General features: G+C 62.1%; 21 protein-coding genes and 1 pseudogene. 8 read left to right on the forward strand and 14 right to left on the reverse strand.

Annotation, left to right across the window (positions count from 1 at the left end; translation table 11 throughout):
• Positions 1–61: 61 nt before the first annotated feature.
• The 6 genes from ACYP01_RS11070 to ACYP01_RS11095 all read right to left on the reverse strand — a co-directional run bounded on the left by ACYP01_RS11070 (position 62) and on the right by ACYP01_RS11095 (position 4,222).
• Positions 62–679 (reverse strand): TetR/AcrR family transcriptional regulator, encoded by a 618-nt coding sequence (locus ACYP01_RS11070; RefSeq protein WP_113682120.1) that lies wholly within the window; start codon positions 677–679, stop codon positions 62–64.
• A gap of 74 nt (positions 680–753) precedes the next feature.
• Positions 754–2,010: an NAD(P)/FAD-dependent oxidoreductase gene (locus tag ACYP01_RS11075; RefSeq protein WP_459679934.1), complete on the reverse strand. Its 1,257-nt coding sequence runs from the start codon at positions 2,008–2,010 to the stop codon at positions 754–756.
• Positions 2,010–2,201: a rubredoxin gene (locus tag ACYP01_RS11080; RefSeq protein ID WP_459679936.1), complete on the reverse strand. Its 192-nt coding sequence runs from the start codon at positions 2,199–2,201 to the stop codon at positions 2,010–2,012. The genes ACYP01_RS11075 and ACYP01_RS11080 overlap by 1 nt, the downstream gene beginning before the upstream one ends.
• 30 nt (positions 2,202–2,231) lie before the next feature.
• Entirely contained in the window at positions 2,232–2,402 is a 171-nt protein-coding gene (locus ACYP01_RS11085; RefSeq protein ID WP_007734092.1) for a rubredoxin, read from the reverse strand.
• Positions 2,399–3,574: an alkane 1-monooxygenase gene (locus tag ACYP01_RS11090; protein WP_003945652.1), complete on the reverse strand. Its 1,176-nt coding sequence runs from the start codon at positions 3,572–3,574 to the stop codon at positions 2,399–2,401. The genes ACYP01_RS11085 and ACYP01_RS11090 overlap by 4 nt, the downstream gene beginning before the upstream one ends.
• A gap of 171 nt (positions 3,575–3,745) precedes the next feature.
• Positions 3,746–4,222, reverse strand: a complete 477-nt coding sequence (locus ACYP01_RS11095; protein WP_007734089.1) for an HIT family protein — start codon at positions 4,220–4,222, stop codon at positions 3,746–3,748.
• Between the two features lie 140 nt (positions 4,223–4,362).
• On the opposite strand from ACYP01_RS11095, the gene ACYP01_RS11100 reads away from it, so the two are divergent.
• Positions 4,363–5,970: an FAD-dependent monooxygenase gene (locus tag ACYP01_RS11100; RefSeq protein ID WP_459680237.1), complete on the forward strand. Its 1,608-nt coding sequence runs from the start codon at positions 4,363–4,365 to the stop codon at positions 5,968–5,970.
• On the opposite strand, the gene ACYP01_RS11105 is transcribed toward ACYP01_RS11100, so the two are convergent.
• From ACYP01_RS11105 to ACYP01_RS11130, 6 genes are read right to left on the reverse strand one after another with little or no spacing between them, the layout of a single operon-like run.
• The gene (locus tag ACYP01_RS11105) at positions 5,957–6,445 is read right to left on the reverse strand and encodes a VOC family protein (RefSeq protein ID WP_003945419.1); all 489 of its coding nucleotides are present in this window, start codon (positions 6,443–6,445) and stop codon (positions 5,957–5,959) included. The genes ACYP01_RS11100 and ACYP01_RS11105 overlap by 14 nt on opposite strands.
• Complete coding sequence (locus ACYP01_RS11110; protein ID WP_003945607.1) at positions 6,442–7,194, reverse strand: SDR family NAD(P)-dependent oxidoreductase; 753 nt, start codon at positions 7,192–7,194, stop codon at positions 6,442–6,444. The genes ACYP01_RS11105 and ACYP01_RS11110 overlap by 4 nt, the downstream gene beginning before the upstream one ends.
• A gap of 3 nt (positions 7,195–7,197) precedes the next feature.
• Positions 7,198–8,241 (reverse strand): 4-hydroxy-2-oxovalerate aldolase, encoded by a 1,044-nt coding sequence (gene dmpG, locus ACYP01_RS11115; RefSeq protein WP_007734084.1) that lies wholly within the window; start codon positions 8,239–8,241, stop codon positions 7,198–7,200.
• Positions 8,238–9,140: an acetaldehyde dehydrogenase (acetylating) gene (locus tag ACYP01_RS11120; protein WP_054826815.1), complete on the reverse strand. Its 903-nt coding sequence runs from the start codon at positions 9,138–9,140 to the stop codon at positions 8,238–8,240. Before ACYP01_RS11120 ends, dmpG begins: the two co-directional genes overlap by 4 nt.
• Before the next feature lie 8 nt (positions 9,141–9,148).
• Positions 9,149–9,934, reverse strand: a complete 786-nt coding sequence (locus tag ACYP01_RS11125; RefSeq protein ID WP_459679942.1) for a 2-keto-4-pentenoate hydratase — start codon at positions 9,932–9,934, stop codon at positions 9,149–9,151.
• Between the two features lie 3 nt (positions 9,935–9,937).
• A complete protein-coding gene (locus tag ACYP01_RS11130) occupies positions 9,938–11,536 on the reverse strand; it encodes an FAD-binding protein (protein WP_459679944.1) in 1,599 nt (532 codons plus the stop codon).
• 115 nt (positions 11,537–11,651) lie between these two features.
• Here ACYP01_RS11130 and kstD point away from each other — a divergent pair, with 115 nt between their 5' ends.
• The 7 genes from kstD to ACYP01_RS11165 all read left to right on the forward strand — a co-directional run bounded on the left by kstD (position 11,652) and on the right by ACYP01_RS11165 (position 20,450).
• A complete protein-coding gene (kstD, locus tag ACYP01_RS11135) occupies positions 11,652–13,376 on the forward strand; it encodes a 3-oxosteroid 1-dehydrogenase (RefSeq protein WP_007734077.1) in 1,725 nt (574 codons plus the stop codon).
• Positions 13,366–14,223: a MaoC/PaaZ C-terminal domain-containing protein gene (locus ACYP01_RS11140; protein WP_003945880.1), complete on the forward strand. Its 858-nt coding sequence runs from the start codon at positions 13,366–13,368 to the stop codon at positions 14,221–14,223. The genes kstD and ACYP01_RS11140 overlap by 11 nt, the downstream gene beginning before the upstream one ends.
• Positions 14,224–14,292: 69 nt before the next feature.
• On the forward strand, positions 14,293–16,056 hold the full coding sequence (locus ACYP01_RS11145) for a cholesterol oxidase substrate-binding domain-containing protein (protein ID WP_459679946.1): 1,764 nt from the start codon (positions 14,293–14,295) through the stop codon (positions 16,054–16,056).
• A gap of 856 nt (positions 16,057–16,912) precedes the next feature.
• Positions 16,913–17,200: a MerR family transcriptional regulator gene (locus ACYP01_RS11150; RefSeq protein ID WP_003945791.1), complete on the forward strand. Its 288-nt coding sequence runs from the start codon at positions 16,913–16,915 to the stop codon at positions 17,198–17,200.
• Positions 17,201–17,333: 133 nt separating this feature from the next.
• The gene (locus tag ACYP01_RS11155) at positions 17,334–18,521 is read left to right on the forward strand and encodes a serine hydrolase domain-containing protein (RefSeq protein WP_459679949.1); all 1,188 of its coding nucleotides are present in this window, start codon (positions 17,334–17,336) and stop codon (positions 18,519–18,521) included.
• Between the two features lie 188 nt (positions 18,522–18,709).
• Positions 18,710–19,519, forward strand: a complete 810-nt coding sequence (locus ACYP01_RS11160; protein WP_003945630.1) for a PE-PPE domain-containing protein — start codon at positions 18,710–18,712, stop codon at positions 19,517–19,519.
• 82 nt (positions 19,520–19,601) lie between these two features.
• Positions 19,602–20,450 (forward strand): sterol desaturase family protein, encoded by an 849-nt coding sequence (locus ACYP01_RS11165; RefSeq protein ID WP_007734069.1) that lies wholly within the window; start codon positions 19,602–19,604, stop codon positions 20,448–20,450.
• Between the two features lie 18 nt (positions 20,451–20,468).
• Here ACYP01_RS11165 and ACYP01_RS11170 read toward each other — a convergent pair whose 3' ends face one another.
• Positions 20,469–21,776, reverse strand: a complete 1,308-nt coding sequence (locus ACYP01_RS11170; protein WP_459679952.1) for an FtsX-like permease family protein — start codon at positions 21,774–21,776, stop codon at positions 20,469–20,471.
• Positions 21,773–21,978 (reverse strand): annotated as a pseudogene (locus tag ACYP01_RS11175) (ABC transporter ATP-binding protein); the annotation flags it as partial. The pseudogene ACYP01_RS11175 and the gene ACYP01_RS11170, both read right to left, overlap by 4 nt.

Genomic DNA, 21,978 nt, shown 5'->3' on the forward strand with positions numbered 1-21,978 from the left:
CAACGAAATTGCCAAGGCACAAGCCGCGAAGGTCTGGATACTCCGCATCCCGGTATCCGTTTCAGGCTGTGCCCGAACCGATGACCTGATCGAGGAACGGCCCGAACATCTCCCCCAGGTTCTCGGCGATCTGATCGGGAGCACCGAAGGACAACGTCACGTGACTGATCGCCAGACGCACTATCGTGCTGCCGAACATCTCGGCATGGATGCGGTCGACGTTCGCCCAACTTGTCATGAAGATCTCGGCCAACCTCGCGCTCGCATGTTCGAGCAGCGGAGTCCCGTCGGTGGTGACCAAACTCAGCAGGTCGTGCTGCGGCCGGGGACCGACAATGCTGACCACCATCGGATCCCGGGCACCGGCGTCGAAGAAGGCACGAAATGCAGCCGAGACCGCGCCACGCGGATCCGAATGATGCAGCGTTACTTCGCGTTCCACTTCTTCGAGAAACTCGTCGACAAACCGGATGAGGTATCCGGACGCCAATCCCTGGCGAGACGTGAACTCCTTGTACAACGTCTGCCGGCTCATACCCGCAGCTTCCGCGATATGCGCCATCGTGATGTCGTTCCACGATTTCTCGGTCAAGAGTTCGCGTGTGGCGTCGAGCGCTGACGCACGGAGGAGTTGACGAGCTGCCTCGTGGTACGGGACACGGGCACGAGCGGTGGACATATCGGGAAGATTTCCATCGCCCGTGCTCGGTGTCAAAACGGTGGACACGCAAGCCACAGAAGTCACGAGTGCACTCAGAGCACCGGTGAGGCGACAAGACCCGCCGCAAGTTCGGTCAGATCCCTGTTTGTATCGGCGAGTACGTCGGCGCTGATGTCCGGGGAGCGTTCGATAAGGGTTCGGACGGCACGAAGGTCCTTCGGCCGGCCCACGCTCACAGCACCGACGATATTTCCGTCGCGCATGCAGATCGCAGTGAAGTCATAGGAGTCCAAGTCTCCTCGAACAATCACGGTGTCGTCCGCGCCTGGCCAACCCGCTACTTGAATGTTGCGGCCGAATTGGTTCGACCAACTCCAAGGGACGGATTCGAAGGGTTCTTCCTTCCCGACGATGGTCTTGGCAACTGCAACTGCGTGGTCCTGCGCAGTGTTCCAGTGCTCACCACGGTGCATGCCGCCGAGAAAACCGTTGGGCACGTTGGCCACATCGCCGATCGCGTACACATTGTCGACGGAGGTCCGGAGGTATCGGTCTACCGAAATCCCGTTGTCCACCGCAATACCCGCAGCAGCAGCCACATCGGTATCGGGCAAGGATCCGATTGCGACGACGGCCAACTCCGCTGTCCACTCGCGTCCGTCACGCGCACGTGCGGTGACGCCGTCGGCACCCGTCGTGAGCGTCTCGAGGTCGACTCCCGTCTGCAAGGCGACGCCCGCCGAGACGTGCAGCGCGGCGATCTTCTCCGCTATCGACGGTGGAAGCAGCCTGGACAGGGGCACCGGTTGCGCTTCGAGAACCTGCACACTGCAACCCAAGTCGCGTGCCGTTGACGCCACCTCCGATCCGATCAAGCCACCGCCGACCACCAATAGCGAGGATCCTTCGATCAGCTGGGATTGCAAGCGTCGCATGTCTGCGATATCCCGAAGATAGTGAACGCGCTCGGAATCTTCCGCGGCCAACCGTCGGGACCGTCCACCCGTGGCAAGAATCAGAACGTCGTAGTCGATGCTGTCACCGTCGGCTAAAAGTACTGTGCGGGAATCTGTGTCGATACTCGTGACAGTTGCGCCGATCCGAAGATCGATACCCTGCTCGTTCCAGAAAGTCGACGGCCGCAACCGAACCCGATCGAACGACGCTTTCCCGGACAGTAGCTCCTTCGACAGCGCTGGGCGGCGGTACGGCTCCTCAGGTTCGCTTCCGATCAGGATGATGCTGCCGCCGAACCCTTCCTTGCGCAGGGCCTGCGCGGCACCGGAACCGGCGATGCCCGTGCCCACGATCACGACGGTGCGTGTGTCGGGCTCGCTGACCGCTGTCATCAGCGGTCCACCTCCACCATTTCGAAATCGACTTTGGCGGCACCACAATCAGGGCAGGACCAGTCTTCGGAAATCTCGTCCCAGCGAGTACCCGGCTCGATACCGTCGTCGGGCCAGCCGATCGCTTCGTCGTATTCGAACCCGCACTGGAGGCAGCGGAACAATTTGTAAGCAGTGGCAGTCTCGGACATCGGTTTTCCTTTCACCGGTGGGTATTTCGATCAGGATTGCGTGACGAGGGTGAAGTCGACCTTCTCGCGGACGCCGCAGTCGGGGCAGCACCAGTCGTCCGGAATACTCGACCACGGCGTGCCGGGCGGAAAGCCTTCTCGCGCAGCGCCTGTCGATTCGGTGTACGTGTAGTCGCAGATCGGGCAGATGTAGGCGTTCATGCGTTCACCCCGTAGGCTGCGAGGATCTTGGCCCGCTTCTTCGGCGCGATGTTGACCTGGGTGATGTCACCTCGGTAGTGCTCGAGAACGCGGTGGTCCATCACCTTGCGCCACAGGGGCGGGACTGTTGCGAGCATGATCATGCTGGCGTAGCCGCTCGGGAGCTGAGGGGCCTCTTCCATACTGCGAAGCGCTTGGTAGCGCCGTGTCGGATTCGCATGATGATCGCTGTGCCGCTGCAAGTGATAAAGGAAGACGTTGGTGCAGATGCGATCACTGTTCCAGCTGTGCGCCGGCGTGCATCGCTCGTACCGTCCGCTTGCGGTTTTCTGACGTAGGAGTCCGTAGTGCTCGAGGTAGTTGATCGCTTCGAGCAGCGAAAACCCGATGAACGCCTGGATCACGAGGTACGGCGCGATGCCGATCCCGAACACTGCAAGCGCGACACCGAACAGAACAACCGACATGAGCCAGGCGTTGAGCACGTCGTTCTTGATGCTCCAGTGCGTGGTGCCCAAACGCTCGAAGCGGGTCTTCTCGAGATGCCACGCCGACTTCAATCCCCCGCCGACGCTGCGCGGCCAGAAACCGTAGAGGGTCTCACCGAAGCGCGAGGTCGCCGGATCTTCCGGAGTCGACACTCGCACATGGTGGCCACGGTTGTGCTCGAGGTAGAAGTGACCGTAAGCACTCTGTGCGAGAACGATTTTGGACAACCAGCGCTCGACGCTCTCCTTCTTGTGCCCGAGTTCATGGGCTGTGTTGATGCCGATTCCGGCCGTCACACCGATCGTCACTGCGAGTCCGATATTGGAGAGAACGCTCAAATCCCAACGCGCCCAGATGTAGCAGGACAGGAAGAAGGCCGTGTACTGCAGCGGCAGATAGGCGTAGGTGCACCACCGGTAGAAGCGGTCGTTCTCGAGTTCGTCGATCACCTCGTCGGGCGGATTCTTCCCGTCCTCACCCGCCAGGATGTCGATGACGGGAATGAGAGCAAACGCGATCAGTGGGCCGGTCCACCAGAAGACATTCCATCCGGTGGCGGTAACAAGCCCCACGGCGATGAAAGTTGCCGATGACGGAATCAGCGCCAGCAGCCACAAGTAGCGTTTCCGGTCTCTCCAAGTTGCGAGCCGACCATCTGGCTCGGTGTACACCAACGCCGCCATCGAATTCTCCAGTTCTCGTTCGGATCAGTGAGTGCGTCCTGCGCGGTAATCCGCGACACGAACAACATCTATGTATAGAGAGTGGACAAATGATAGCGTTTTGTCAACGATTTTTGAGGTAAAAGTTTTACAAACACGCAGATTTGTACATCACTTGGATGTGGCGGCAGATCAGCGTTCAAGGAATCGAGGGCGCAAAAGTGCGCCGAAAGGCGCTCGCGCCTCAGGCGGAACGTAGGCCGCCTCGCCATGCCGGGAATACAGGTGGTCGTCCTCGTATCGCGGAAATACGTGGACGTGGTGGTGCCAGACGTCCTGGTTGCCCGCCGGTTCGTTGTGCTGCCGGGTCGAGACGCCGTCGCAGCCGTAGGCTTCACGAATTGCAACAGCCACGGCCTGAACCAGGTCGAAAACCGAGTGCCCGACGCTCGTGGGCAAAGTGTAGAGATTCTCGAAGTGCTCGATCGGCGACACAAGTACGTGGCCGGGGTTGCCCGGCCACCACTTCGGGGAAATCCGAGCGATTGCGTGGTCGGTTCGAGCAACCAGGTCGGTCGACGAGTTGTGCTCGTCGAACTCGCCCAGCGCGAAGCGACAGAACGGGCACCGGTACCCCGGCGGCTCATGATGCAACTCGCCTGCCTTCACGTCGCGATCTTCCCACGACCTCAACGTCTGCAACCCGTGCGGAAAGCCCCAAAATGCCCGATCTGCGCGAATTTCCCCAAAACAAAAGTTCGCGTACCCATACTGAAATGACCGACTGTCCCCGACGTGAGTGGGTCCTCATGGATACCGACGTATTGGTAGCGGGCGCCGGCCCGATCGGATTGACCACCGCGATCGAGCTGCGCAGACGCGGTATCTCCTGTCGAATAGTCGACCCCCTCGACGAACCGCGGCAATACGCGAAAGCCGTCGGGATTCAGCCACGCACTCTCGAACTCTTCGAGAACATGGGGGTGCTCCGCCAGGCACTCGACGCCTCGACATTGATGCGCGGTCAGATCATGTACACGAACGGCGTCGAGGTCGGCCGCGTCGACCTCACCCTCCCCGACGACGTTCCTTACTGGTTTCTCTGTCTGCCTCAGTACTCGACGGAGCGCATCCTCACCGAGCGCCTCACCGAGTTGGGAACAACCGTCGAACGCGGAGTCGGCCTCACTGCATTCGAACAGTCCGACGACGCCGTCACCTGCACCCTCAGCGACGGCAGTACCGTGACGGCTCAGTACCTGGTGGGTTCCGACGGCGCGCACAGCGTGGTCCGCAAAGGGCTGGGCCTGAGCTTCGAGGGCGGCGCATTTGCCGAGAGCTACATGCTCGGTGACGTCGAAGTCGACTGGTCGATACCCAGCGGCTACTCCGTCCGCGCCAACCACACCGCCGACGACGGAACCACCGACGACCTACTCGTCTGCATCCCACTTCCCGGACACAAGCGGTACCGCATGTCGATGCTCGTTCCGGACGAGTTGATGCCGGACGAATCGTCGAACAAAGCCGCTGTACAACACGGTTTTTCAACCGGAAAGACACCTGAACTCCATCACATCCAGGCTGTGCTCGACAGACTGTCCCCAGAACCGACAACCGCCTCGATGCTGCGATGGTCCTCGGTCTTCCGCATCAGCCACCGCATCGTCGACGCTTACAGCCGCGGACGGGTTTTTGTCGCCGGCGACGCCGCGCACATCCATCCCCCGACTGGCGCGCAGGGCATGAACACCGGGATCCAGGACGCCCACAACCTCGCATGGAAGATAGCGCTCGCCGTCAAAGGTGTTGCGAAAGCGGATCTTCTCGAGACCTACGACGCCGAAAGGCGGCCGGTCGGTGAAGAAGTCGTCGGGATGACGGTCCGAAATGCTCGAGAAGGAATCGGTTCGGGAGAGTCCTCCATCGACACGGCAATGCGGCGCCAGGCTCAATTGTTGATCGACTACTCGGAGAGTCCGCTGAACACCGGGCGTAATTCTTCGAGTCCACACGTTCAACCGGGCGAGCGTGCACCCGATGCACGCGGAATGCGCCGAGACGGTGTGCAGTATCCAATTCGGTTGTTCGACTTGCTGTCCGGAGTCGACCACACGTTACTGCTGACTTCGGACGGATCCGCGGAGAGCATCAACAGCTTGGAGAAGGTCGCCGACGCCGCAATTCGATCAGCGCACGGCTTGCTGGACGTCTACGCGATAGTGCCACCGGGAACCGTGACCGTCCACTCGCTGGTGCCGATCATCGAGGACAACGCCTCGCAACTGTGCGCCGCGTATGGGGTCGAAGGTACGGCGGCGCTGGTCATTCGCCCCGACGGCTACCTCGGATTCCGTGGTCACCCGGAGAACGTTTCCGATTACTTCACGAAAGTGTTTGCCGTCAATCAGGAATGAGCGAAGCGAACATCAACCGAATCTCGGGCGAGAGCTTCATCAACTCGACGTATCCACCCAACGGCCCGGCATCGAGGTAGGAGAACTCCATGCCGGCGCCCTCTACCCGACCTTGTTGCACCACCGACATTCCGCGACGCTCGGCCTCGAGCAACGTCGCCTCGTAATCGTCGGGAACCCAAGCCATGTGATGAACTCCGACGCCGTGAGTCTCCAGGAACTCCGTGTACAGGTTGCGTCCGGACACTGGTTGGATCAACTCGAGCTGTTGGCTGCCCGCATATCCGATCGACACGTGAACGACATAGTCCGCGGGCTCACCTCGATACGTTGTGGTCTCGGGACCAAAGGCGATGTCTGGCATACGTAGCCATCGCTCCACTCCCCACTGCCGAGTGAACTCCTGTTCGGCGGCCTCGATCTCCTCGACCACCCAGCAGATCTGGAAGATCGGTCCCGAGACCAACGGGGTCATGCCATTTTTCCGTTGTCCACCGAGTAGACGGCCCCGTGTATCGCCGAGGCGTCGTCGGAGGCGACGAAAGCCACCATCTTCGCAACGTCCTCGGCTTCCATCAAGCCACGCGGCGAGGCAACCTTCATGACGAGGTCGAAGTCGACTCCGTCGGGGAAGGTGAATCCGGTGACTTGAGGAGTCATCATGCCGCCGGGGCAGATTGCGTTGACACGCAGAGACTTTCCGGTGAACTCCATCGCCATCGCTCGGGTCAGTCCGATGAGTCCGTGCTTGGCAGCACAGTATCCAGCCGAGTACGCCTGCCCTTCCAGTCCCGCGATCGAGGAGACGTTGACGATGTTGCCGCCCCGTTCCAGCAAGTGCGGCAGTGCTGCTCGGGAAAGGAAGAACGGTCCGTTCAGATTGACCGCAAGGTCATGTGCCCATTCGGAATCCGCAATGTCTGCCGTATGACGAAGCGAGTGCGATCCCGCCACGTTGACGAGGATGTCGATACCACCGAGTTCGTCGACGCACGCCTGCACGGCCGCATCACACTGAGCGGAATCCGAGACGTCCGTCGCCGCGAAACGACGCTCTCCATCCGCGCCGACCACCTCGACCATCGACTGTCGCAGCTTTTCCTTGTCGCGGGCGATACCGAAAACCTGTGCGCCCCTGCGGTGGAGTATCTCGGCCACCGCGCGCCCCAACCCTGAGGACGCGCCGGTCACCAAGGCCACTTTTCCGGCCAGCACGTCTGCCATGACCTAGGAAGCCGCTGCTTCGCGCTGGAGTTCCAGCGCGATGTCGATCAACTGATCTTCCTGTCCGCCGACCAACTTGCGCTTACCTGCGCGCACCAACAGCTCCGCGGACGACACTCCGTACCGCTCGGCCTGACGCTCGGCATGCTTGAGGAAGCTCGAGTACACGCCGGCGTAGCCCATCATCAGTGCTTGACGATCGAGCAGGCATTCCTGCGGCATTGCCGGGCGCACAACATCTTCGGCTGCATCGGCGATGGCGAAGAAGTCGATACCGGTCTTGACGCCGATCTTGTCGCAAACACCGACGAAGGCCTCGACCGGGGCGTTGCCGGCGCCGGCACCGAACCGACGGGTACTACCGTCGATCTGCTTGGCTCCCGCACGAACTGCCGCAATGGAATTGGCGACGCCCAGGCCCAGGTTCTCGTGGCCGTGGAAGCCGACCTGAGCGTCGTTGCCGAGTTCCTGAACCAGCGCCTCGACGCGATCGGATACCTGCTCGAGTACCAGCGCGCCGGCCGAGTCGACCACGTACACACACTGGCAACCCGCGTCGGCCATGATGCGAGCCTGCTTGGCCAGCTTCTCCGGCGGAATCGAGTGAGCCATCATGAGGAATCCGACTGTTTCGAGTCCACGCTCACGCGCGAGGCCGAAGTGCTGGATGGATACGTCTGCCTCGGTGCAGTGAGTTGCAATGCGGCAGATGGACGCACCGTTGTCCTGTGCGATGACGATGTCGTCCTTGATGCCCAACCCGGGCAGCATCAGGAAGGCGATCTTCGCGTTGGTCGCCGTCTCGACTGCAGCTTTGATCAGTTCCTGCTCGGGAGTCTTCGAGAAGCCGTAGTTGAAGGAGGATCCGCCGAGGCCGTCGCCGTGAGTGACCTCGATGACCGGCACTCCGGCTCCGTCGAGGGCACCGACGATGGCTCGTACTTCGTCGACGGTGAACTGATGACGCTTGTGGTGGGAGCCGTCGCGCAGCGACGTGTCGGTGACGCGGATGTCCCAGCTCGAATCGAAATGAATCATGTCGCTCATGCCTTCACACTCAGAAGCTTCTGGGCGATTTCCTCGCCCACCTTGGTGGCTGCTGCCGTCATGATGTCGAGGTTGCCCGCGTACGGCGGTAGGAAATCGCCTGCGCCTTCGACCTCGACGAACGTGGTGACCGTTGCATAGCCACCGGAAACGACGCTCGGTTCGTCGAACTGCGGTTCGTTGAGCAACCGGTAGCCGGGCACGTACTGCTGGATGTCCTTGACGACGCGGTGAATGGAGTCGGTGATCGCGGCCTGGTCGGCGTCTTCGGGGATAGCGCAGAAGATTGTGTCGCGCATGATCATCGGCGGGTCCGCGGGGTTGAGGATGATGATCGCCTTGCCGCGCTGTGCGCCGCCGATGGTCTCGATACCGCGGCTGGTGGTCTTGGTGAACTCATCGATGTTCGCGCGAGTTCCCGGGCCGGCGGACAATGATGCAACGGAGGCGACGATCTCGGCGTACGCCACGTCGACGACACGCGACACCGCGTAGACGATCGGAATGGTTGCCTGCCCACCGCAAGTGATCATGTTGACGTTGGGTGCGTCCAGGTGCTCACGCAGGTTCGCGGGCGGAACCACAGCCGGGCCGACCGCGGCCGGAGTCAGGTCGACGGCACGGATACCGGCGGCCTCGTAGCGTGGTGCTGCCTCGCGGTGCACGTATGCCGACGTCGCCTCGAAGACCAGGTCCGGTTTCTCCGCCTGGCTGAGCAACCAGTCGACGCCCTCGGCGGAGGTCTCGAGTCCCATCTTGCGGGCGCGCGCCAATCCTTCACTCTCGGGATCGATTCCGATCATCCATCGCGGTTCGAGCCACTCGGAACGCTGCAGTTTGTACAACAGATCGGTACTGATGTTTCCCGATCCGACGATCGCCACACTTGCCTTGGTCATGACTACTCCTACGTGAACTGAAGAGAGACGGAACCGAGGCCGCTGAACTCGGCTCGGAAGTTGTCGCCTGGATGAGCGTCGATCGCTCGCGTGCACGAACCCGGCAGAACGATGTCGCCGGCCTTGAGCCGAACTCCGAACGTGTCGACCTTCTGCGCCAACCACGCGACAGCGGTGACCGGGTTACCGAGAACCGCATCGCTGCGCCCCTCCGCAATCCGCTCGCCGTTGCAGGTCAGCACCGCGTCGATCGCCTTGATGTCGATGTCCGACGGGCGAACTCGTTCCTTGCCGAGAATGAACCCGGCGGAGGACGCGTTGTCCGCGATAGTATCCGAGAGGCCGATCTTCCAGTCCTTGATCCGGCTGTCGATCAACTCGATGGACGGCGCATAGGCGACAGTGGCGTCGATGACGTCTTGTTCGGTGCACCCGGCGCCCGGCAGATCTACTCCCAGAATGAAGGCGACCTCCACCTCGACGCGCGGGAAGCAGAAGCGCGACGTGTCGACCGGACGGTTCTCGAACTCTTCCATCTCGGCGAGCAGGTGACCGTAATCTGGCTCGTCGACGCCCATCATCTGCTGCATCGCCAGTGACGAGAGTCCGACCTTGTGTCCGACCACCTTTGCGCCACCGGCAACACGACGCCTGATGTTGATGAGCTGGATCTCGTAGGCGTCGACGACGTCGATGTCCGGATACGTGGCGATCAGCGGGCTGATCGGAGCGCGATCCCGTTCCGCCGAGTCGAGATGGTCGGCAAGTTCGCCGCGGATCTGCGTCGAGAGCATCGTTCAGGCCTTTCCGACTGTGGAGAATGCGGCTGCGTGCTGACCGGCTCGTCGTCCGGAGAATACGCAGTCGGCGAGCGACAAGCCGCTCACATACGAGTTGGAACAGATACCGACCGCGGTACGGCCGGCGGCATACAGACCAGGGATACCCTCCCCGGCCTCGTTTTTCACCATGCCGGACGATTCGTCGACCACCAATCCACCGAGCGTGAGCATCGGGCACGGATTCATCATGTTGGGCTTGATCGAGACGTCGTACATCGTGAACGGCGCAGACAGTATCGGCCTGACGAAGTCCGACGGTTTACCCATCGGATCAGGTTGTCCGGCAGCGGCAGCGGAGTTGTGCGCGTCGACGGTGGCTTGAAGGCCGGCGACGTCTATCCCCGCTTTACGGGCGACCTCGGCAATGGTGTTGCCACGCACTGCGGTACGCATCATGCCAGTGGTCTGTACCCGCTGGAACCACATCGACTGGTCACTGATCTGCGATTTCGCTTCGCGAACGAGTTCGGAATCTGCCAGCAGCCAACCGATTCCGTTGCTCTTCTCTGCCATCGCCTGACCGAGAGCGGCACCGTAACGTGACTCGTCGACGATTCGCGCACCGGATTCACCCACCAAAATGGAACCGAGCAAAGCACTCGGCGGGACGATGAATCGCCAGGCGGACACATTGCCGAGCTTGTCGGTGGCTCCCCCGGCTTCGACACCGAGGTTGATGCCTTTGCCATCGTCCCCGGAGGTGCCGAGCGGGATACCGCCCTTGTAGGCGGGAGCATGGGTGCGCATCATCTCGCGATTGGACACGAAGCCGCCGGCGCTCAGGATCACGCCGCCGCGTGCCTGGATGCGAATCCGCTTGGCGTGCTTCTTCTCGATCTTCGCGATGAGTGCGTCGAGAATCGTGCGCAACTGCGGTGCGTAGACGCCGGGCTTGGAGGACAGGGACCCGAGCGTCGCGTGACGGCGACGAACTCCGGCAGGTGCGTCACGCAGCGTCAGTGCTTCGACGCCGATCACCCGGCCGTCCTCGATGATCAGCCGGTCCGCTCGCGTCTGGCCGAGCAACTGGACGCCCTTCGCCTCCGCGGACTTCGCGAGCGGGCCGTACAGCATCTTTCCCGACGTGCCACGCCCCTTGGCGCGATGACCACGCGGAGCAGGTTTTGCGATGTCACGGAACCCGCCGGCCGATTCGCTACCCGAGAAGTAGAGGTAGTGCTTGTTGCTCGGGTACGACGTCTTGTACGGACAGAGTGAGGCCTCGAACGGCACGCCGTGACTGCGCAGCCAGTCGATCGACGCCGGGCTCTCGTCGACGAACCGGCGCAGAGTCTGCGGCGTCACCGCGTCACCGACCTCGCGGTTCAGGTAGGCGAGCATGGCTTCGGGACTGTCCTCGACACCGGCTTCCTTTTGAATCACGGTGCCGCCGCCGGCGTAGTAGATTCCTCCGGAAATCGTGCTGGCACCACCACCGAGTGCTCGGTCGATTGCCAAAACCGACGAACCGGCCGCTACAGCTTCGAGCGCCGCACTGGCGCCCGCCACACCGAACCCGACCACAAGGACGTCAACCGAAGTATCCCAGGTCACACCGCACCATCCTCAATCTCACTGCAACGTGTTTCGTTATCAATGACAACGTCCGGAAATACTTCCTGGCAGAAAGCATGGACTGACACCCCCATCATTCTATAACGTGTTCTACATGAGCAAGCAGGAATACGACATCGTCGTCGTCGGCAGTGGTGCCGCAGGTATGACAGCGGCCTTGACCGCAGCCCACCAGGGCTTGAGTGTGGTCATCGTGGAGAAAGCCGCCCACTACGGCGGATCGACCGCCCGTTCCGGTGGTGGGGTCTGGATCCCCAACAACGAGGCACTTCAAGCGGACGGTGTCACCGATACACCGGAGGCCGCACGTTCCTACCTGCACAGCATCATCGGCGACGTTGTCGCTCCCGAACGCATCGACACCTATCTCGAGCGCGGTCCCGAGATGCTCTCGTTCGTGTTGAAGAACAGCCCGCTCGAGCTGCAGTGGGTTCCCGGCTACTCCGACTACTACCCGGAAGCACCCGGCGGACGCCTCGGTGGCCGCAGTGTCGAGCCCACCCCGTTCGACGGCAACAAGTTGGGCGCCGACCGCAAGAACCTCGAGCCTGACTACGTCAAGGCCCCCAAGAACTTCGTCATCACCCAGGCCGACTACAAGTGGCTCAACCTGCTGATGCGCAATCCTCGCGGACCCCTGCGCGCCATGAAGGTCGGCATGCGATTCCTCGCAGCGAAGGCCACCAAGAAGGATCTGCTGGTTCGCGGCCAGGCACTGGTCGCCGGTATTCGACTCGGACTTCAGTCCGCCGGAGTACCCATCCTGCTGAACACCCCGCTGACCTCCCTGTACACCGAAGACGGCGCAGTTCGCGGCGTCAACGTCATCGTCGACGGCGAGGAGCAGGTCATCCGCGCTCGCCACGGAGTCGTGTTGGGATCCGGCGGATTCGAGCACAACAAGGAAATGCGTGAGAAGTACCAGCGCGCACCTATCGGCACCGAATGGACCGTCGGCGCGAAGGCAAACACCGGCGACGGTATCCGCGCAGGCCAAGAAGTGGGCGCTGCAGTCGATTTCATGGACGACGCCTGGTGGGGCCCGTCCATTCCGCTGACCGGCGGACCGTGGTTCGCGCTCTCCGAGCGCACCCTCCCGGGCTGCATGATGGTCAACATGTCGGGCAAGCGCTTCGGCAACGAGGCGGCTCCGTACGTCGAGGCAACCCATGCGATGTACGGCGGTGAGTACGGTCAGGGCGAGGGCCCCGGCGAGAACATCCCGACGTGGATGATTCTCGATCAGCGCTACCGCAACCGCTACACGTTTGCCGGTATCACTCCCCGCTCCCCCTTCCCCGGCCGCTGGCTCAAGGCCGGCATCGTGGTCAAGGCGGGAACCATCGCCGAATTGGCAGAGAAGACAGGGCTTCCCGTCGCATCGCTGACCGAAACCGTCGATCGGTTCAACGGCTTCGCGCGCAACGGCAAGGACGAGGACTTCGGACGCGGTGACAGTGGTTACGACGCGTACTACGGCGATCCCCGACTGAAGAACCCCAGCCTCGCCGAAATCAGCAAGGCTCCGTTCTACGCCATCAAGATGGTTCCGGGTGACCTCGGCACCAAGGGCGGAATCTGCACCGACGTCAACGGCCGAGCATTACGCGAAGACGGAAGCGTCATCGACGGCCTCTACGCGGCTGGCAACGCGAGCGCTCCGGTCATGGGCCACACCTACGCCGGACCAGGCGCGACCATCGGTCCCGCAATGACTTTCGGTTACTTGGCCGTACTCGACATCGTCGAGCGTGCGAAGAAGGCCGAGACAACCGAAGCACCTGCAGCTGAAAAGACGGCGGTCGACCATGCCAATTGATCCGAAGATCGCACTCGGCGCCGAGCTTGCGCCACAAGAGTTCTCGTGGACCCCGTCGGACGTGCAGCACTACCACTTGGCCCTGGGGGCAGGTGCTCGTCCGCTCGATCCGAACGAGCTTCGATACCTCGACGACGAAAAGCCTCAGGTACTACCCACCTTTGCCACCGTCGCCGCCAACTTCCACGCCACCGAAGCACCGAAGGTGTCGTTCCCCGGCGTCGAAATCGATCTGGCGAAGGTAGTCCACGGGAGCCAGGAAGTCACTGTCCATCAGCCGATCCCGGCAAGTGGAAGTGGCCGCACCACAACTCGAATCGCCGAGGTCTGGGACAAGGGCAAGGCCGCGGTGATCGTGCAGGAATCCGTCACGGTTGACGCCGAGGGCAACCCGCTGTGGACAGCTCGCTCGTCCATTTTCGCCCGCGGCGAGGGTGGTTTCGGGGGTGAACGTGGTCCGTCGGAGTCGATTACGCTTCCGGATCGCGAAGCAGATGAGACAGTGGTGACGCCTGTGCTTCCACAGCAGGCTTTGCTGTACCGGATGTGTGGTGATCGGAATCCGTTGCACTCGGATCCGCAATTCGCCTCCGCGGCAGGCTTTCCAGCGCCTATCCTGCATGGACTGTGTACTTACGGAATGGTCTGCAAGACCGCAGTGGATACCATGCTCGACGGCGACAGCAGTCGGGTAGCCGGATTTCGGGCCCGCTTTGCCGGGGTCGTATTTCCCGGCGAGAACTTGAGTATCCAGATCTGGAAAGACAATGGGCGACTCCTGATCTCAGCTTCTGTACTGGAGCGCGAAGCTCCTGCCCTGGCTGACGTAGTTCTCACTCTTGTCTGATACCAACCTGTCTGATACCCACCTGTTAGAACTCACCGTAGTTCTCGAACCCGATGGAGTAGCCCGAAGATGACGGCACAAGACGAAAAGTTCCGACTGTCCCGACGAGGTTTCATGGCCGCTGGAGCCGGCGCCGTGGCAGCGACCGCATTCGCCGGCTGGACGCCGGCCTACGCCGTCCCCGCCGGCTCTTCCGGCTCCGCGGGTGGTCCCGTGTCCACCCTCACGCCGCCGCCTGCCTTCCCCGAAGGCATCGCGCTGTACCAGCAGGCATATCAGAACTGGTCCAAGGAGATCATGCTCGACGCGATCTGGACCTGTTCGCCCAAGACGCCCGAAGACGTAGTCCGCCTCGCTAACTGGGGTCATGCCAACGGCTACACCATTCGTCCCCGCGGCGCCATGCACGGCTGGACGCCGCTGACCATCGTCAACGGTGCGCCGGTCGACAAGGTCATCCTCGCCGACACCACGGTCCACCTCACCGGAGTCTCCGTCAACGCCGGTGGCAGCCCAGCCACCGTCACCGCAGGACCCGGCGCGACCCTCGACGCCATCACGACCGCACTGCAGGCACAGGGCCTCGGGTTCGCGAACCTGCCGGCGCCGGGTGTGTTGACCATTGCCGGCTGCCTCGCCGTCGACGCTCACGGCGCAGCTCTCCCCGCCGAAGGCGAAGCACACGTTCCCGGACAGACTTTCGGCTCACTCTCCAACCTCGTCACCTCCCTGACCGCAGTGGTCTGGAACGGCAGCGAGTACGCACTGAGGACGTACGCGCGTAGCGACGCGGCGATCAAGCCGCTGCTGACTCACCTCGGACGCACCTTCCTCACCTCCGTCACCTTGCAGGCCGCCCCCAACTACCGCATGCGCTGCGTCAGCCACACCGACATCGGTTGGCAGGAACTCTTCGGCGCCCGCGGAGCGTCCGGACGCACCTTCGAGAAGTTCGTCCGCGAAAACGGTCGCGCAGAAGCAATCTGGTACCCCTTCACCGAACGCCCGTGGATGAAGGTGTGGTCACTTGCCCCCACCAAGCCGCCGTTCTCGCGTGAGGTGACCGGACCGTACAACTACATCTTCTCCGACAACCTCCCGGAGCCGGTCACCGACATGATCGGCCAGATCAACTCCGGAAACCCGGGCATCGCACCGGCATTCGGGCAGATCATGTACGCCACCACCGTTGCCGGACTCGCCGCGACGTTCTCCAACGACCTGTGGGGATGGTCCAAGGACGTCCAGTTCTACATCCGGGCCACCACCCTGCGCCTGACCGAGGGCGGCGGAGCCGTCATCACCTCTCGCGCCAACATCGGCCAGGTCATCCACGACTTCACCCAGTGGTTCAACGGCCGCATGGAGTACTACCGCTCCATCGGACAGTTCCCCCTCAACGGGCCCGTCGAAATCCGTTGCTGCGGCCTCGATCAACCGTCGGATGTCGAGGTCGACTCGGCAGGCGCCCCCACCATCTCGGCCATGCGCCCTCGCCCCGACCATCCGGAATGGGACACCGCCATCTGGCTCAACGTCCTCGGCGTCCCCGGAACCCCCGGCATGTTCGCGTTCTACCGCGAAATGGAACAGTGGATGCGTAATCACTACAACAACAACGACGCCACCTTCCGCCCCGAGTGGTCCAAGGGCTGGGCGTTCGGCCCCGACAAGCCGTACACCGACACCCCGATCATCACCCAGGGCCTCCCCCAGACCTACCGCGACGGCGTCCCATCGAGCGACAACTGGGACACCGCCAACGCCGCATTCAACGCGTTGGATCCGCACAAGGTCTTCAGCAACACCTTCCTGGACCAGTTGCTGCCTTGAGGTTCAAGTACTGAGCGCACACTCTGACAACTCGACGGTCGTCGCCACTCCCCTTACTTTCGGGAGTGCGGCGGCCGTCGTGCGTTGCAGTGAGCGGGATGAAGGAGTCCCCCGCATCCCGACGAGGCAGCTGCCTCAATCGCGATCAGGATGGATCGCCTCGTGCATACTTTCCACTGCCCTGGCGTGAGTTGAGAGCTCGGACCGAGCCGACCGAATCGTGGCGCTGTCGCTGCGTGCCCCCGGCTCGGACGACGACGAGTCCTCTCCGGGGTTCGGCGCGCCACCAGCTGGATGCTCGGAGGAGCCGGTGCGCTCTTCCCTCTCCGCGCGGGCGCGCAACAACGACTCGGACTTCGGGGTATTTCGCATCGGAGCATTGTCCCAGATCCATCTCCTATGACTCACATTGAGCGCTCTAACCCCCGGCGACCAGGCCGTTCCTGAATATCAACACCTAGAATGTTCGCAACAAAATATCTACAGCGGTCAGGGTAGACATTCTCGCGAGGCTGTTGTATCTTTTTTCTCGTAGCAAGGAACGAGTCAAGAGATGCGGGAGAGATGAACTACCCGCAAGCAGTACCGCAGGGCAGGGACGTGCCGGGGCCGAATTCGTGTGTGAGTGTGTAGTCGGACCCGGCACCCCCCTTCAAAGCGGCTACCGGATGTCTTGTGCGAGTCCGGAAGTTCGAAAGAATGCAGTTATGTAAGTAAGTTCAACCCCATCCGGCCCCCGGCGCTCCTCGCGCCGGGGGCCCCGTCCGTTCAGCGAAAGAAGCGAGCCATTCCGGCAGATACACCACCGGGGGACCCCTCCGGCAGATTCGACGACGAGAACTATCCTGCGTACAGCATGGGACATGCGGCCGAGATCCTCGGTGTCAGGCAAGCTTTCCTTCGTAGCCTCGATGCCGCGAAACTGCTTACCCCACAACGCTCTGAGGGCGGACATCGCCGCTACTCCCGCTACCAGCTGCGCATCGCAGCCCGCGCGCACGAACTCGTAGCCAACGGCACGGCGCTCGACGCGGCTTGCCGCATCATCATCCTCGAAGACCAACTCACCGAAGCCCGTCGCATCAACGCCGAGCTTCAGCAAGCGCAGGACCTGCGAGAGGAACCGGACGCGGCACCCGAATGAGGACTGCACTGGAACAGCAGTTGCGCCTATACGGTCGATCTGACCCCTCCTCCTTCCAACTGCGGTAAATTCGGCCAATTGGGACATTGCTCGGCGTCGGTTGCTCGATTTCCACATCGAAGGGATCGCAGGCATGACTTCCTCCCACCACCGCGCTCGGGTGCGGCTGTCTGCTCTGTCGATCGCCTTGACCGTTGCCATTGCAACCGCTGCGTGCAGTTCCGACGATGACTCCGCAACAAACACGGGCAGCGCCTCTCCCAGCACCTCGAGCAGTCGAGAATCCACCGAGATCACGGACATCGTCCGCCGCCAAGTGGCCGACTTGGGCCTCAGTGCCGCTGTGTTCGGGGTGTGGCGAGGCGACGACGAAGTTGCTCTCGGCGCCGTCGGAGAGTCCCCTGTCGGAGTTCCGGTGACAACCGACATGCAGTTGCGCGTCGGCCAACCGATGGAACCGATGCTCTCGACAGTCCTGCTGCAACTCGACGAAGAGGGAACGCTTCCCCTCGATCAACCGATCGCGAAGTGGGAACCGAACTTTCCACGCGCAGACACCATCACTCCGCGAATGCTGGCCAACAGCACGTCGGGCATCTCCGACTACGTGACCGATCCACAGTTCCTCAAACTCTTCACGGACAACCCGATGAAGGGCTGGACTTCTCGAGAGATCCTGGATCTTGCCAACTCCCGCCCGCCGTTGTTCGAACCCGGCACCAGTTGGGCGTACGCGCACAGCGACCTGACGCTGCTCGGCGACGTCATGGAGAAAGCGACTGGAAAACCGCTGGGCGAACTACTTCAGCAGCGCGTCTTCGATCCACTCGGGATGGATCACAGCAGCGTTGTACTCACGTCGCAGATGGACGAACCGATCCTGCACGGTTACACCAATGAACGTGGAGTATTCGAAGACTCCACTTTCTGGAATCCGACGGCGTTCCTGCACAGCGGAAACATGAACGCGCCTGTCGCCGACGTCGGAAAGTGGGTGCGCGCGCTGGGAACGGGAGAGTTACTCTCCGACAAGGCTTTCGAGCAGCAGATGGCGCCGACGACTGCGGGCTTGGGAAGTATGACGGCGGACAAGTTCTTTTCCTTCGGGACCGGGCACCTCGACGGCTGGCTGGTGATGAACCCGTCGTACGGCGGTTACAACGGTCTCGCGCTCTACTACCCCGATTCGAAGACGACGATCGTCGTCTACGCCACACTCGGGCCGACAACCAACGCGGACCTCAACAACGCCGTGTCGATGGGGAAGGAGATCGGAACCCTCCTCGAGCCGGATCACCCGCCGCAGGTACCGACGCCGTGACGCCCCACACACGCTGGTAGTAAACAGCGCCGGTCGGCAACTTCCTGTTTACGCACGGATTACCTCCAGGACTTATCGCCCCATCACCATTCTCTTCAGTACCGAACGAAACGCGTCGGACCGCGGGTTGTCTCGCCAGTGAACGAGAACGTAGATAGATGGGGACAGGCCCGATGAGGAAATACGCGATGTCAGTGGCATGCACGGTTGCAGTCACAGCGGGGGTGACTCTTGTGATGTCGGTACCTGCCGGAGCGGACCCGAATGACGGTGGGTCGTGCCCGGCCGGTGCGGTATTCGCGGTCGGCGGAACGTGGGATCCGACGGGACAAACGACGCAACCCGTCACCGACCGCTACGTCGCCCAGGGTTACGCCTCCAAGCCGGTGACCTACCCCGCCAGCTTCTGGCCGCTCGGCGAACAGACGTACGACCAGAGCGTTGCCGCCGGCGCCCAGACGCTTCGCACTGAAGTCAACGCTTTCCACGCTCAGTGCCCGGGCAGCGAGATCGTCGTCACCGGATACTCACAGGGAGCGCGTATTGCCGGCGACGTGCTCGGTGACATCGCACGCGACGGATCCATTCCGCAGTCGCAAGTCGAAGGCGTCCTCTACGCCGACCCTCGCAACTCGGCCGGGGGCATCGAAACCGTAGTGCCCAATGTCGTTCCGGGAGCGACGATGTCCGGAGCACGCGGCGGATTCGGAGACATCGCAGTACAGGAAGTCTGCATCGAGGGTGACGGCATCTGCAACATGCCCAAGCCGCGTGATGCGCCCGAGGTGTTCGTGGATTCGGTCTTCGGCTACTTCACGAAGCACAACACCTACACGCCGATGATGTCCGAGCCCGCTCCGCCTGCTCCCCCGGCGCTGCCGCAGACACCGTCGGTGCCACTGCAACCGGCTGACGTCGCCACTGCGATCGTGACACGGGTCGTCGAGAACATCACTCCGTATCTGAGCGCTGCACTCGCCACCGTGCTGACGAAGTAACGCGACACCGCTTGTTCGGCTGACTGAAAGTCGACCGATTCGTACAAGTCGAGGACCACCCGCGCCGTGCACCATCGAATACATGCTCACCTTCATCGTCAGATACGGGTACGTCCCGTTCATGCTCTTGGGAATCAACGGAGCCGCAATCGCGCTGGCGGCATCCGGCGCGCCGAAATGGTCACTGGTGGCATTGATTCTCTTCGCAGTGGTCTGCTCGTTCGCGGCCGAACGGGCGCTTCCCTACGAATCTTCGTGGAATGCCCCGGGACCGGACAGGTTTCGCGACGCTGTCCATGCGTTTGTCAACGAATCCCTCATCTTGGTCAGCGTCGCGGTAATCCCGTTGATGGCCGCGGTGATTCCGTTCGACGGGCTGTGGCCGAGCGGTCTTCCGTTTGTCCTTCAGGTCGTCTTCGCAGTGTTGGTTGCCGATTTCGGCATCACCGTGGTGCATTTGATCAGCCACAAGGTTGGATGGTTGTGGCGTTTCCACGCGGTTCATCACAGCCTCGAACGGTTCTACGGTATGAACGGACTGATGAAGCACCCCGTGCATCAGACTTTCGAAACCGCCGGTGGCGTCCTGCCACTGATCCTCCTCGGGATGCCCGTTCCAGTTGCCTCGGCGCTCGCGGTTTGTGTCGCTGTCCAACTCCTGCTTCAGCATTCGAATGCCGACTACCGCATCGGCCCCCTGCGTCCGATACTCGCCCTCAACGCCGGCCACCGATTCCATCACCTGAAGTGGGCGGGAATCGGTGACGTCAATTTCGGTTTGTTCACTCTGATCTGGGATCACATGTTCCGCACTTATTCTTTCGATCCGGAAAAGCGCTTCAGCAGTGACGATCTCGGAATGGCGGCCAAGCCCGACTACCCGGACGACTACCTCGGCCAGTTGGCCGAACCGTTCCGGAGACAGAACTGACGGACGAGGGGCGGAGATTCAGCCCGCGGTTACCCGTCGCATGACGGGCTTGGCTGCAAACGCACTGGCCAACACCAACGCGATCCCCACAGCCAGGGTGACGCCCAACTGAACCAGCGCCATCGGAGTGGTCAATACGGCTGCCCCTGCCAGTGGGAAGAGGAACAGCAGTGCAGCGCCGGCACCGGCCAGTGCCATCACCACCACGGGAGTGCGAACGTGCCTCATGCGGGCGCTGTCCATCACCTCGACAGGTGTGCCGGCCAAAGTCAGACTCCGATACAGCTCACGGTTGTCGAGGATCCCGGATACCTGGGTGAGCGCAGACGAGATTGCCGCCAACGTGAATGTTGCTCCGAGAGTGAACAACACCCCGGTTCTCATGTCCGCGAACAGGAACTCCTGCCCTGGCTGCAAATCCTGCCCTTCCCCGTTGCCTATCGCGGCGAGGAGAGATGTGCCTGCGGCAACAAAGCTGGCCATCGTCACACCGCTGACCGTGCGCCACACAGCCTTCGGATTGTCCAAGACCCGACGCGCCGCAATCAGCGAAGCACCGTCTTTGGCGCATTTGAGCATGATCCGTCCAAGCAGCGAAATGACGAACGGACCGACCAACGCAACAACGCCGAAGCAGAGACCAAGGCCCACCAGGATTGCCGCGATGCTTGCCGCGGAGCCCCCGAATGCACTCCATCCCACAAGAACCCCCACCCCAGCCACCGCGAAGATCATCTTCGGTGCGGCGCTGGGATTGCCCGCCGTGACGCCCAACGGGCTCACGAACACCTGGCGCATCCCGAGCATCGACGTCAAAGCAGCCAGGATGGTCATTCCGAATACGATGCCCACCAGCGGAAGTGCGCCTACCCAAAGCTCACTCCACTCGAATGTCCGACCTTGAAATCTCAAGAGAGCTACGAGCGGCAACGCGAGGAGGTATCCCACCACACCGATCAACGCACCGGCCAAGCCCTGGATACCCGATTCCGCAGCGCACAGCGCAACGATCTGGCGAGGGGTGGATCCGATGAGTCGCAGCGAGGCAAGTCGTTCGTCGCGACGGCGCGCGCCCAAGCGGGCCGCCGCCAGGCCGAGAGTGACGGCTGGAACGATCATCAACACCGAAGCAACCCCTGCGAGTGCTAGGTACGCCTCGGCTTCGGGTTCGCTCGATCTGCCCGCAAATGCACCGTAGCCGCCGAGCACCGTCAGCAACAACGTCGTCGAGGCGGCAAAGGCCGTTACGGGAAGCGCGAAGGTACTCAAGGCCTTTCGGCCTTCACCTCGCACCGTCATCAATGCAACGCGCGCTGTGGCCTTCATGCCGCCACCTGTGTCCCGACGAGCGAACCGGCCTGCATCATCATCGTGCGATCACACCACCGAGCGACTTCGGCATCGTGAGTGACGACGACCAACGCAGAACCGATCTGTTGAGCCGAATCACGCAACACCCTCATCACTTCCCAACTCGTCTGCGCGTCGAGGGCACCGGTCGGCTCGTCCGCGAAGAGAACGGCGGGTT

The organism is Rhodococcus sp. no. 34, from assembly GCF_054589475.1.

Excerpts from the sequence above, each read along its gene's own strand:
- ACYP01_RS11070 (WP_113682120.1), bottom strand. The coding sequence starts at position 679 with ATGTCCACCGCTCGTGCCCGTGTCCCGTACCACGAGGCAGCTCGTCAA.
- ACYP01_RS11075 (WP_459679934.1), bottom strand. The coding sequence starts at position 2,010 with ATGACAGCGGTCAGCGAGCCCGACACACGCACCGTCGTGATCGTGGGC.
- ACYP01_RS11080 (WP_459679936.1), bottom strand. The coding sequence starts at position 2,201 with ATGTCCGAGACTGCCACTGCTTACAAATTGTTCCGCTGCCTCCAGTGC.
- ACYP01_RS11085 (WP_007734092.1), bottom strand. The coding sequence starts at position 2,402 with ATGAACGCCTACATCTGCCCGATCTGCGACTACACGTACACCGAATCG.
- ACYP01_RS11090 (WP_003945652.1), bottom strand. The coding sequence starts at position 3,574 with ATGGCGGCGTTGGTGTACACCGAGCCAGATGGTCGGCTCGCAACTTGG.
- ACYP01_RS11100 (WP_459680237.1), top strand. The coding sequence starts at position 4,363 with ATGGATACCGACGTATTGGTAGCGGGCGCCGGCCCGATCGGATTGACC.
- ACYP01_RS11105 (WP_003945419.1), bottom strand. The coding sequence starts at position 6,445 with ATGACCCCGTTGGTCTCGGGACCGATCTTCCAGATCTGCTGGGTGGTC.
- ACYP01_RS11110 (WP_003945607.1), bottom strand. The coding sequence starts at position 7,194 with ATGGCAGACGTGCTGGCCGGAAAAGTGGCCTTGGTGACCGGCGCGTCC.
- dmpG (WP_007734084.1), bottom strand. The coding sequence starts at position 8,241 with ATGAGCGACATGATTCATTTCGATTCGAGCTGGGACATCCGCGTCACC.
- ACYP01_RS11120 (WP_054826815.1), bottom strand. The coding sequence starts at position 9,140 with ATGACCAAGGCAAGTGTGGCGATCGTCGGATCGGGAAACATCAGTACC.
- ACYP01_RS11125 (WP_459679942.1), bottom strand. The coding sequence starts at position 9,934 with ATGCTCTCGACGCAGATCCGCGGCGAACTTGCCGACCATCTCGACTCG.
- kstD (WP_007734077.1), top strand. The coding sequence starts at position 11,652 with ATGAGCAAGCAGGAATACGACATCGTCGTCGTCGGCAGTGGTGCCGCA.
- ACYP01_RS11140 (WP_003945880.1), top strand. The coding sequence starts at position 13,366 with ATGCCAATTGATCCGAAGATCGCACTCGGCGCCGAGCTTGCGCCACAA.
- ACYP01_RS11145 (WP_459679946.1), top strand. The coding sequence starts at position 14,293 with ATGACGGCACAAGACGAAAAGTTCCGACTGTCCCGACGAGGTTTCATG.
- ACYP01_RS11150 (WP_003945791.1), top strand. The coding sequence starts at position 16,913 with ATGGGACATGCGGCCGAGATCCTCGGTGTCAGGCAAGCTTTCCTTCGT.
- ACYP01_RS11155 (WP_459679949.1), top strand. The coding sequence starts at position 17,334 with ATGACTTCCTCCCACCACCGCGCTCGGGTGCGGCTGTCTGCTCTGTCG.
- ACYP01_RS11160 (WP_003945630.1), top strand. The coding sequence starts at position 18,710 with ATGTCAGTGGCATGCACGGTTGCAGTCACAGCGGGGGTGACTCTTGTG.
- ACYP01_RS11165 (WP_007734069.1), top strand. The coding sequence starts at position 19,602 with ATGCTCACCTTCATCGTCAGATACGGGTACGTCCCGTTCATGCTCTTG.
- ACYP01_RS11170 (WP_459679952.1), bottom strand. The coding sequence starts at position 21,776 with ATGAAGGCCACAGCGCGCGTTGCATTGATGACGGTGCGAGGTGAAGGC.